This is a genomic window from Nocardia alni, assembly GCF_019038435.1.
In the GTDB taxonomy this organism is placed as follows: Bacteria; Actinomycetota; Actinomycetes; order Mycobacteriales; family Mycobacteriaceae; genus Nocardia; species Nocardia alni.
The window spans coordinates 54,386-65,262 of sequence record NZ_JAGPOX010000039.1 but is presented as its reverse complement, the minus strand read 5'-3'; the positions used below and the strand labels follow the sequence as shown (position 1 = coordinate 65,262).

At 68.0% G+C, this 10,877-nt stretch carries 10 protein-coding genes; 4 read left to right on the top strand and 6 right to left on the bottom strand.

Features of this window, described 5'->3' with window-relative positions; genetic code table 11:
* The 3 genes from JZ791_RS17175 to JZ791_RS17165 all read right to left on the bottom strand — a co-directional run.
* On the bottom strand, nucleotides 1-477 hold a 477-nt coding region (locus JZ791_RS17175), incomplete at its 3' end, for an alcohol dehydrogenase catalytic domain-containing protein (RefSeq protein ID WP_216896038.1).
* A 91-nt stretch (nucleotides 478-568) separates the two neighbouring features.
* On the bottom strand, nucleotides 569-1,342 hold the full coding sequence (locus JZ791_RS17170; protein ID WP_216896036.1) for an SDR family NAD(P)-dependent oxidoreductase: 774 nt from the start codon (nucleotides 1,340-1,342) through the stop codon (nucleotides 569-571).
* Nucleotides 1,339-2,883: a class I adenylate-forming enzyme family protein gene (locus tag JZ791_RS17165; RefSeq protein ID WP_308162959.1), complete on the bottom strand. Its 1,545-nt coding sequence runs from the start codon at nucleotides 2,881-2,883 to the stop codon at nucleotides 1,339-1,341. Before JZ791_RS17165 ends, JZ791_RS17170 begins: the two co-directional genes overlap by 4 nt.
* A gap of 142 nt (nucleotides 2,884-3,025) precedes the next feature.
* On the opposite strand from JZ791_RS17165, the gene JZ791_RS17160 reads away from it, so the two are divergent.
* The 4 genes from JZ791_RS17160 to JZ791_RS17145 all read left to right on the top strand — a co-directional run bounded on the left by JZ791_RS17160 (nucleotide 3,026) and on the right by JZ791_RS17145 (nucleotide 6,941).
* Complete coding sequence (locus tag JZ791_RS17160; protein WP_216896032.1) at nucleotides 3,026-4,183, top strand: CaiB/BaiF CoA transferase family protein; 1,158 nt, start codon at nucleotides 3,026-3,028, stop codon at nucleotides 4,181-4,183.
* Entirely contained in the window at nucleotides 4,180-5,451 is a 1,272-nt protein-coding gene (locus JZ791_RS17155) for an acetyl-CoA hydrolase/transferase family protein (protein ID WP_216896030.1), read from the top strand. The genes JZ791_RS17160 and JZ791_RS17155 overlap by 4 nt, the downstream gene beginning before the upstream one ends.
* Nucleotides 5,451-6,230, top strand: coding sequence for an enoyl-CoA hydratase-related protein (locus JZ791_RS17150; RefSeq protein ID WP_216896028.1), 780 nt, complete (start codon nucleotides 5,451-5,453; stop codon nucleotides 6,228-6,230). Before JZ791_RS17155 ends, JZ791_RS17150 begins: the two co-directional genes overlap by 1 nt.
* A gap of 420 nt (nucleotides 6,231-6,650) precedes the next feature.
* Nucleotides 6,651-6,941 carry a DUF1330 domain-containing protein gene (locus tag JZ791_RS17145; protein WP_216896026.1) on the top strand — a complete coding sequence of 97 codons (291 nt, stop codon included), beginning with the start codon at nucleotides 6,651-6,653 and terminating at the stop codon, nucleotides 6,939-6,941.
* Nucleotides 6,942-7,002: 61 nt separating this feature from the next.
* Here the strand turns inward: JZ791_RS17145 and JZ791_RS17140 are convergent, their stop codons facing one another.
* The 3 genes from JZ791_RS17140 to cysD all read right to left on the bottom strand — a co-directional run bounded on the left by JZ791_RS17140 (nucleotide 7,003) and on the right by cysD (nucleotide 10,841).
* Nucleotides 7,003-7,803, bottom strand: coding sequence for a 3'(2'),5'-bisphosphate nucleotidase CysQ (locus tag JZ791_RS17140; protein ID WP_216896024.1), 801 nt, complete (start codon nucleotides 7,801-7,803; stop codon nucleotides 7,003-7,005).
* A 213-nt stretch (nucleotides 7,804-8,016) separates the two neighbouring features.
* Nucleotides 8,017-9,939 carry a sulfate adenylyltransferase subunit CysN gene (gene cysN / locus JZ791_RS17135; RefSeq protein ID WP_216896022.1) on the bottom strand — a complete coding sequence of 641 codons (1,923 nt, stop codon included), beginning with the start codon at nucleotides 9,937-9,939 and terminating at the stop codon, nucleotides 8,017-8,019.
* The gene (gene cysD / locus JZ791_RS17130; RefSeq protein WP_216896045.1) at nucleotides 9,939-10,841 is read right to left on the bottom strand and encodes a sulfate adenylyltransferase subunit CysD; all 903 of its coding nucleotides are present in this window, start codon (nucleotides 10,839-10,841) and stop codon (nucleotides 9,939-9,941) included. Before cysD ends, cysN begins: the two co-directional genes overlap by 1 nt.
* Between the last annotated feature and the right edge of the window lie 36 nt (nucleotides 10,842-10,877).

Below are 10,877 nucleotides of genomic sequence, written 5' to 3'. Positions count from 1 at the left end.
CCCGGTCGCGCCGGTCACCAGGATCTCACCCTGATCGGGCTCGACGCCGAAACGGGTCAGCGCGTCGACGCACAGCGCGGCGGTGTAACCGGCGGTGCCGATGGCCATCGCCTGGCGGGTGGTGAACTCCTTCGGCAGCGGCACCAGCCAGTCCCCGTCGAGCCGGGCTCGCTGCGCCAAACCACCCCAATGGGATTCACCGACACCCCACCCGTTGAGCACCACCCGGTCGCCGGGCTTCCAGTCGGGGTGCTCGCTGTCGGTGACGGTCCCGGCGAGGTCGATACCGGGCACGATCGGATACTTGCGCACGATCGGGGACTTGCCGGTGATGGCGAGGGCGTCCTTGTAGTTCAGCGTGGAGTACTCGACGTCGACGGTGACAGTGCCCGCGGGGAGCTGGGATTCCTCGATCCGGGTTGCCGAAACGGTCTGCCCGGCGTCGGTCTTGTCGATGAGAAGGGCCGAAAATGTCACGGAGACTGCCTTTCTGGGGCTCTGTTCGGGGTACGAAGAGCCGATGGGTTGGTGAACTCGTGTGGTTGGCGGGGCGGGTGAACGACGCGGTTCATCGCGCGGTCCAGCCGCCGTCGACCGCGATGGTCTGGCCGGTGACGTAGCGGCTCGCGTCGCCCGCGAGCCACAGGACGGCGCCGACGATGTCCTCGGCTGTGCCCTCCTGCGGCAGTGGGATGTTGCGGCGCAGATAGGAACCGCCGCGCTCGCTGTCGTAGAGCGAATCGGTGATCTCGCTGCGAAAGAAGCCCGGCGCGACGGTGTTCACCCGGATCGAGTGCCGCGCCCACTGCACCGCGAGTTCGGTGGTGAGACCGGACAATCCGGCCTTGCTGGCAGCATACGACGCCTGCGGGATTCCCGGGATGCCCACCCGGCCGCTGATCGAGGAGATCTGCACGATGGACCCGCGCCCGACGGTGCGCATATGCGGGAACACGGCCTGCGCCAACAACATCGGGGCTACCAGGTTGAGGTTCAGGGTGCTGTGGATGTCGGCGAGCGATTCGCATTCCGCGGCGGCGGTACCGAATCTGTTGCCGGCGGCGTTGATCAGGATCTCCGGCGGCCCCAATTGCTCCACCACGGCCGGGACGACGGTACCGAGCTGCTGGGGATCCGACAGGTCGCTGACGACAGCGCATCCGGCGATCTCCGTCGCGAGCCCCGCGAGCCGTTCCGGCCGGCGTGCTACGAGGGCGACCCGTGCCCCGAGTCCGGCGAGCCCGCGGGCGACGGCCGCACCCAGGCCCGACGAGGCTCCGGTCACGATCGCCACTCGTCCGTCCAGACCGAATCCCGGTGGCGTGATGCCCGATCCGCTCATGCCCGGCCCTCCGGGTCGATCAGTCCGGCGAGGCGAGTGCGGTCGACCTTGCCCATGGCGTTGGTGGGCAGAGACGCTACCCGCGTCCATATCTCCGGGACCTTGTATCCGGCCAGCTCGCGGCGGCACTGCTCCGCGAGGGCGGTGAAATCCAGTGTGGGATCGGCGCATTCGACCAGTGCCGCGACTCGTTGCCCGAGCCGGTCGTCGGGGACCGGGCAGACGGCCACCCTGGTCACGCCGGGGTATCCGCCGATGACGCGCTCCACTTCGAGTGGGTAGATGTTCGCCCCGCCCCGGATGATGACCAGCTTCTTGCGGTCCAGCACCGTCAGCCACCCCTCGGAGTCGACGGTGCCGATGTCGCCGGTGGCGAACGGGCCCGGGCCGGGCGGTCGCACACGGCCGTTCTCCCAGTATCCGAGCGCCGGGCTCCACTGCCCGGCCCACGGGCCGGTAGTGCTCGGGCCGAGGCGCAATTCGCCGAGTTCGCCCGGCGGCAGGCGGCGGTCCTGGTCGTCGTAGGCCGCGACGTCGAAGTGTGGCAGCAGTTTTCCGCTCGCGCCGGGATGCCATTCGGCGCCCGGCGGATCGATCGATACGACCGTCGGCGCCTCGCTGAGGCCGTAGGTGGTCCGGGGGACCAGTCCGTGCGCGTCGGCGAACGCCCGGCGCAGCGCGTCCGAGGTGTCGCCGCCGCCGCTCCAGACCTCCCGCAGCGAGTCCAGGCGTAGTTGCGGGCGTTCGGCGAGATCGAAAAGCTGTGCGGGAGCGCCGTTCCACACCGTGATCTTCCGGGTGGTGATCCATTCGGCGACGCCCTCGACATCGCGCCGGTTCATGATCACCGCGCACCCGCCGGCCTGGGCGGTGAGCAGGGTGGACAGGACCATGAGGTTGAGGATCGTGAGCGGGAAGCTGTCGCCCTTGCGCAGCTCGGGTCCCCAGCCGCGGGTGGCGAGCAGGACCGCGCCCGGCAGCAGCAGATTGTGCTGGCTGTGCACGACGGCCTTGGGGCTTCCGGAGGTTCCGCTGGTGAATCCGATGGCGGCGGGGGCATGGATATCGGGCTCGACATGGGGGGCGGGCTCGGCTCGGCGCATCAGCTCCGCCCAGCGATCGAGGTCGACGCAGTCCGGTGAGTTCAGCCGGCAGCGCGGTCCGGCCAGCACGACCGTGGGCTCGCACAACTGGTGCAGGCCGGCCTGTTCGGCCTCGGCGAGCGCCTCGCCGATGCCCGCCCAGACCGCCCCGATCCGCTGCGCGCCGTGAAAGGCGGCGACGATGTCGAGATCGTTGGGCAGACAGGCCGCGACGCGATCACCGGGGCGCACACCGAGCGACCACAGGGCGCCGGCGGCTCGCCGCGCCCGGTCGTCGAGCTCGGCGTACGACCACACGCCGGAGACGGCCTCGACCGCCGGGGCGTGCGGGCGGGCCGCCAGCGCATCGTTCAAGACGTCGGCGATGGCGCCGGGCGCCCGGATCACCGAACCTGGCTGCGGGTGCGCGGATGGATCGGCGCCGGTGCTGCTCTCCACGCCATTCTTGATATCAGGATCCTTGCTATCCTTGCAAGGATTAATCAGATACTCTGGCCGAGTCGTCCAGAAGTGGCTGTTCGTGCGATGCCGTATGGGCTCGCGGCCCGCAGCCAGCGACGGATTGTGGAGGCTGAGGCGTATGGAACACACCGGTCCGTTGTCCGGAGTGCGTGTCATCGACCTGACGGCGATGGTGATGGGGCCGTATTGCACCCAGATCATGGCCGACATGGGTGCGGATGTGATCAAGATAGAGCCGCCCGCGGGTGACAACACCCGCTATATCTCGGCCGGGCCGGAACCGGGGATGAGCGGCGTGTTCGTCAACGTCAATCGCGGAAAGCGCAGTGTGGTACTGGATCTGCGCACCGAGGATGACGCGCGGACCCTGCGTGAGCTGATCCGCGGTGGCGACGTGTTCATCCACTCGATGCGGGCCAAGGCGATCGGCGAACTCGGATTCGGGTACCGCGAGGTGAGCGCGCTCAATCCCTCGATCATCTATACCAACTGCTACGGCTACGGCCGGCGCGGCACGGACGCGAACCTGACCGCGTACGACGACACCATCCAGGCCGAGTGCGGCCTGCCGTTCGTGCAGGAACAGCTCACCGGCACGCCCGGCTACGTCGGAACCATCATGGCGGACAAGGTGGCCGGCCTGACCGCGCTGTACGCCACGATGATGGCGCTGTTCCATCGCGAGCGAACCGGCGAGGGGCAGGAGGTCGAGGTCGCGATGTTCGAGACCATGGCGGCGTTCATGCTCGTCGAGCACGCCAACGGCGCGATGTTCACCCCGCCGCTCGGTCCGGCGGTGTATCCGCGTGCGGTGGCGCCGAATCGCAAGCCCTATCGGACCAAGGACGGATACATCTCCGCACTGGTGTACAACGACAAACAGTGGTCCGCGTTCGTCGGGGCGGTCCGGCCGCCCTGGGCCGGAGAGCATTTCGCCACGCTCGCGCAGCGGGCCGCCCAGATCGACACCGTGTACGCGCGGCTCGGCGAGACATTCGCCGAGCGCACCACCGGGCAGTGGCTGGATCTGCTTCGGTCCCTGGATATTCCCGCCGCGCCGGTGCGCGCCCTGGATGATCTGTTCGACAACGAGCACCTGAACGCGGCGGGCTTCTTCGAGACGGTCGACGCGCCGTACGGTGCGGTGCGCTTTCCCGGTGTGCCGGTGGGGTTCTCGCGTACCCCCGGCCGGATCACCGGTCCGGCGCCGCGCCTGGGCGCCCATACGGCCGACATCGCGGACGAGCTTCGCGCGGATGCGGCGGACCACGGATGAAGGTCGTCTCCACCGCGGATGACCTGGATATCGGCGAATTCCTGCGGCCCGGCGACCGTATCGTGGTCGGTCAGGCGTGCGGTGAGCCGACGACGCTCATCGAGGCGTTGATCGCCGACGGGCAGCGGATCGGCGGGTTGTCCCTCTTCGTCGCGACCAGCTTCTCCGGTCTGCTGAGCCCGGATGCGACAGAGAGCTTCTCGGTGTCCAGCATGGGCGCGATCGGCGCGCTGCGGAAGCTGTCGGCCGAGCATCGGCTCAGTGTCATCCCATGCCATGTCAGCCAGGTCGGCCCCATGATCGAGGCCGGGATCATCGGGTGTGACGTCGCCTTCGTGCAGGTCAGTCCGCCCGACGCGAACGGCGATCACAGTTACGGCCTGATCAGTGATCACGTGCGGGCCGCCGTGGCCGCGGCGCGCGTGGTCGTGGCCGAGGTGAACGAGCAGGTGCCGTTCACCCTCGGCGAGACGCTTCCCGCGGCCGACATCGACTACGCCGTAAGGGTTTCCCGCGCACCGGTCGAAGTGCCGCCGGCCCGGATCGGTGAACTGGACCGCGCGATCGCCGGGCACGCCGCGGCCTATATCGAGGACGGTTCGGTCATCCAGACCGGGGTGGGCGCCGTGCCGGACGCCCTGCTGCGGCTGCTGCACGACCGCACCGATCTCGGTGTGCACTCGGGCATGCTCGGCGACGGTGTGGTCGATCTGGTCGAGGCCGGGGTGATCACCAACGCGCGCAAGCGAATCGATCAGGGGGTATCGATCACCGGCGCGCTGATCGGCACCGGGCGGCTGTATGGGTTCGCCGATCGGAATCCGCGAATCCGCATGTGCGCCACGTCCTATACCCATGATGCCGCCGTGCTCGCGCGACTGGACAACCTGGTGACGATCAATTCGGCGATGGAGGTCGATCTCACCGGCCAGGTGAACGCGGAGCAGAGCGGGTCGGCCTATTTCGGCGGCACCGGCGGTCAGGTCGACTTCGTCCGGGCCGGAGCGCGCTCGCCGGGTGGGCATTCGATCATCGCGCTGCCCGCCACCGCCAAGGGTGGCACGATCAGCAGGATCGCCGCCGCCCTGTCCGGGCCGGTCACCACTGCCCGCAGCGATGTGGATGTGATCGTCACCGAATTCGGCGCGACCGAGCTGAGGGGGCAGACCCTGGCCGAGCGCAGCCGCCGCCTGATCGCCATCGCGCACCCCGACTTTCAGGAGCCGCTCGAGCGCGCGGCCCACCCCATCCGCGAGAGAGGTTTCTGATGGGCGACAGCGAGCGCGACGCCGTCCTGTTCGATGCCCGCGACGACGGCATCGCCGTGATCACGCTCAACCGGCCCGAGCGCAGGAACTGCCTGGCGAAAGACGTCCGCGAGGGCCTGTTCGCGGCGTGGGAGCGCTTCGAGCGCGATCCGGCCCTGCGCGTCGCGATTCTGACCGGCGCCGGGGACAAGGCCTTCTGCGCCGGCGGCGATCTCGCGGAGATGGTGGAGACAGGCATGGGTGTGCCGCCGCGCGAGATGTTCCCGCTGCCGTACGACACCATCGAGCTGTCCAAACCCACCATCGCCGCGGTCAACGGCGTCGCGTTCGCGGGCGGCTGGATGATCGCGCAGGCCTGCGATCTCTGCGTCGCGAGCACCACCGCGAAGTTCGCGGTGACGGAGGTCAGGGTCGGGCGCAGCTCCCCGTGGGCCGCGCCGCTGATCCATATGATTCCGCAGCGGATCATGATGGAGATCCTGCTGACCGGCGCGCCGATCACCGCCCGCCGCGCCTACGAGGTCGGCCTGGTCAACCGGGTCGCCGAACCGGGCGAATTGCTTGATACCGCACTGGAACTCGCCCGGCTGGTGCTCGCGGGCGCGCCGCTGTCGGTGCGTGCCGCGCGCGAGACGGTGATGCTCTCCACCGAGATGGGTCGTTCGGCGGCGCAGCAGGCGGCTCGTCACGCCTCGGAATCGTGCTATCTGAGCGAGGATGCGCAGGAGGGGCCGAAAGCGTTCGCGGAGAAGCGTTCCCCGCGGTGGCAGGGACGCTGATCGAATCGGCCCGTATCGGCGGGGTCGACATGTTGCGGCAAGATCGGTATTTGCAATTGGGGTAACGCGATTTGCATTACCGGAATGTAGGTTCTCTGAAGAGAGATATACTACTCTTTGATGGGTCGTCGACCGGTGGATGTTCGCGCAAAAACCGCCGGTCCCGATCATTATTGGCTGTGACATGCTCGGACGCGGGTGGTCCGTAATCATTTCCTATAGCGGTCGTTGTATGTCGGCCATAGGATTTCAGTATTTCGACTGTGGTGTCGGGAGTTTCTGCCGGGAGCCGAGAACTCGGCGCTGCCGGGACTGTCCGAGGTTCCGCTGCCGAGTGCGGGCACCCGGCGCGGGCGGCGAGAATGGTATTCTCCGAACGAGTGCTGTGTTTCCGAGACAGATACCGAATGGAGTGCCGCTGTGCCGAAAGCCTATGTCATCGTCACCGAAGCCATCAAAGACGAGGCCGGTATGACCGCCTACAGTAAGGCGGCCGGGCCGTCGATCGCCGAGAGCGGGGCCCGGGTTCTGGCCTTCGATTCGAAAACCCATGTCCTCGAGGGAGAATGGCACGGCGACAAGACGGTCCTGCTCGAGTTCGACTCGCCGGAGGCGGCCCAGGCCTGGTACGACTCGGAGTCCTATGGGAAGGCCAAGCCCCTGCGCCACGCCGCGGCCGACAGTAATGCCGTGATCGTCAACGGCCTCTGATTTCGCCTGACGCTTCCCTCCGGGTACGGCGGCAATCCCGCCGCACCCGGAGGTCGCGGAGCTATCGCGGAATGACGCCGCGCAGGATGCCGAGCACGGTGTCGGCGAGTTCCGGACGACAGATGAGCAGGTCGGGCAGGTAGGGGTCGGGGCGGTTGTAGCGCAGCGGGGAACCGTCGAGCCGGGAGACGTGCAGGCCCGCGGCCGCCGCCACGGCCGCCGGAGCGCACGAATCCCATTCGTACTGGCCGCCGGAGTGGGCGTAGACGTCGGCCACGCCGCGGACCACGGCCATGGCCTTCGCGCCGGCCGAGCCCATCGGCACCGGGGCGGCATCCAGTTCGTCCAGCAGGACACCGACGCAAGCCGGTGGGCGGGTGCGGGACATGACAATGCGGATCGGGCCCGGCGACGCGGGCGCGAGGGCGGGCGGGGCTCCGGTGTGCAGGACGAGATCGGCGGCGGGCAGCGCGACCGCGCCGATCGCCGCCCGGCCGTCGATCGCGAGCGCCACATGGACCGCCCAGTCCTCGCGCGGCGGCTCGCCGTATTCGCGGGTGCCGTCGACGGGGTCGATGATCCAGACGCGGTCTCGCTCGAGCCGGATCGGGTTGTCCGCGCTCTCTTCGGACAGCACGGCATCATCGGGGCGTAGCTCCGACAGCCGTTGCAGCAGAAGCTCGTTCGACTTCCGGTCGCCCGCCGCGCCACCCTCGCCGCGGATCTCGAGCAACAACACTCCGGCCTCGGCCGCGAGCCGTGCGGCGACCGCGTGGTCGTCGCCCCCGTCCACCGACCGCGCGACCACCTCGGAAACACGGTCCGCACGCAGGGCCTGATCGCTATCGCCGGTCGCCGCCATCACATCCATCCTTCCGCCGGTGTGCGGTGAGCACACCGATCGTTCGAACATACTCGACAGCCCCGTGGACCAGCGTCGCGGCGGATTCGGATCCGGTGCCACGGGTGATCCCGGCGCCACTGTGATATGTGATCATCGGACTCGGATCCCGTTGCGCGGCCGGAGTCTCGGCCGCACGGTGAGAGGCCTGGTGGTCGATCGGCGTCATTCGGCTCATCCCGCCGGGGGAGGGGTGAGCAGGCCGAGGGTTCGGAGGTGCTCGACCACCCGGTCGGCCAGTGTCGCGGCGGATTCCGCGCCGCCGGTGTCGAGGCGCAGTTCGGGTGATTCGGGCGGCTCGTAGGGGGAGTCGATGCCGGTGAAGTGGACCAGGTCGCCGCGTCGTGCCTTGGCGTACAGGCCCTTCGGGTCGCGGGATTCGGCGACGGACAGCGGGGCGTCCACGTGGATCTCGATGAATTCGCCGTCGTCCAGCAGTTCGCGCGCCAACTGTCGTTCGGCGCGGAACGGGGAGATGAACGAGGCGAGCACGATGAGCCCGGCGTCGGCCATCAGCCGCGTCACCTCCGCGATGCGCCGGATGTTCTCGACGCGGTCGGAGTCGGTGAAGCCGAGGTCCTTGTTCAGGCCGTGGCGGACGTTGTCGCCGTCCAGCAGGTAGGTGTGGAAACCCTGCTCGTGCAGCCGCTTCTCGACGAGGTTGGCGATGGTGGACTTGCCCGCGCCGGACAGGCCGGTGAACCACAGGACCGCGGGATGCTGCGCCTTGGTCCGGGCGCGAGCGCGCTTGTTCACCTCGACGGCCTGCCAGTGCACGTTGTCGGCGCGGCGCAGGGCGAAGTGCAGCATTCCGGCGGCGACGGTGGCATTGGTGAAGCGGTCGATGAGAATGAAGCCGCCCATATCCCGGCTGGCGGTGTAGGGGTCGAAGGGGATCTGCCGGTCGAGATTGAGGTTGCAGACCCCGATCTCGTTGAGGGCCAGGGTGCGGGTCGCGGTGTGCTCGAGGGTGTTGACGTTGATCTTGTACTTGGGCGTGGCCGCGGTGGCCGTCGCGGTCCGGGTGCCCAGCTTGATGAGGTACGGCCGTCCCGCCAGCATCGGCTGGTCGCTCATCCAGATCAGGTGGCACTCGAATTGGTCGGCGCTGCCGGGCGGTTCGTCGGCGGCGGCCAGCACGTCGCCGCGGCTGACATCGACCTCGTCGGTCAGAGATATCGTGACCGACTGTCCCGCAACGGCTTCGGCGAGATCGCCATCGGCGGTGACGATGCGGTCCACGGTGCTCTCGAGGCCGGAGGGCAGGATCCGGATCCGATCACCGGGCCGCACGCTGCCGCCCGCGATCTGCCCGGCGAAGCCGCGGAAATCCAGGTTCGGGCGGTTGACCCACTGCACCGGCAGGCGGAAGGGCCGGCCCGACAGCTCGTCGGCGATCTCGATCGTCTCGAGATGCTCGATCAGTGACGGCCCGGTGTACCACGGTGTGCTGGGACTGGATTCGGTGATGTTGTCACCGCGCAGCGCCGACATCGGGATGCAGGTGAAGTCCTCGATGCCGATCCCGGCGGCGAACTCCCGGTAGTCGCGCTCGATCGTGTCGAACACCTCGGGGGAGTAGTCGACCAGATCGAGCTTGTTCACCGCGACCACGATGTTTCGAATCCCCAGCAGCGACACCAGATAGCTGTGCCGCCGGGTCTGGGTGAGCACGCCCTTGCGGGCATCGATGAGGATGACCGCGGCATCGGCGGTCGAGGCGCCGGTGACCATGTTGCGGGTGTACTGCTCGTGCCCCGGCGTATCGGCGACGATGAACTTGCGGCGCTCGGTGGAGAAGAAGCGGTAGGCGACGTCGATGGTGATGCCCTGTTCGCGCTCGGCGGCCAGGCCGTCGACAAGCAGCGCGAAATCCAGCGCCCCGCCCTGTGTGCCGACCGTCTTCGAATCCTGTTCCAGGGCCGAAAGGTGGTCGGAGAAAACAAGTTTCGAGTCGTACAGCAGTCTGCCGATGAGCGTCGACTTGCCGTCGTCGACGCTGCCGCAGGTGATGAACCGCAGCATCGACTTGTGTTCGTGCTGGTCCAGATACTGTTCGATATCGGTGCCGACCAGGTCGTTGATCGTATGTGCCATCAGAAGTAACCCTCCTGCTTCTTGCGCTCCATCGAGCCGCTCGCGTCGTGGTCGATGACCCGGCCCTGCCGCTCGGAGCTGGTGGTGAGCAGCATCTCCTGGATGATCGCGGGCAGGGTCGCGGCCGTGCTCTCGATGGCGCCGGTGAGCGGATAGCAGCCCAGCGTGCGGAAACGCACGCTGCGCTCGACCGGTACCTCGTCGGGCTGCAACGGCATCCGGTCGTCGTCGACCATGATCAGCGTGCCGTCCCGCGTGACCACCGGCCGCGGCGCGGCGAAATACAGTGGCACGATCGGGATGTCCTCCCGGTAGATGTACTGCCACACATCCAGTTCGGTCCAGTTCGACAGCGGGAACACCCGCACGCTCTCACCCGGACTCTTGCGGGCGTTGTAGAGCCGCCACAGCTCCGGCCGCTGCTGCTTCGGATCCCAGCGATGCTGTGCGGAACGGATCGAGAACACCCGTTCCTTGGCCCGGGCCTTCTCCTCGTCGCGGCGGGCGCCGCCGAACGCGAGATCGAACCGATGCAGATCCAGGGCCTGTTTGAGGCCCTCGGTCTTCCACATGTCGGTATGCGTCGAGGATCCGTGATCGAACGGATTGATGCCGCGCGCAACGCATTCCGGGTTCCGGTGCACGATCAGATCGATGCCGAGCCGGTCCGCGAGCTGGTCGCGGAATTCGTACATGGCCCGGAACTTCCAGGTCGTGTCCACGTGCAGCAGCGGGAACGGCGGCTTGGACGGATAGAAGGCCTTCATCGCCAGGTGGAGCAGGACCGAGCTGTCCTTACCCACCGAGTAGAGCATCACCGGCCGTTCGCTCTCGGCCACGGCCTCGCGGAAGATCTGGATGCTCTCGGCCTCCAAGCGCTCCAGATGGGTCAGTCGATGCATGGTGTTTCCGGTCATGGTGTTTCCGATCTGAGTTCG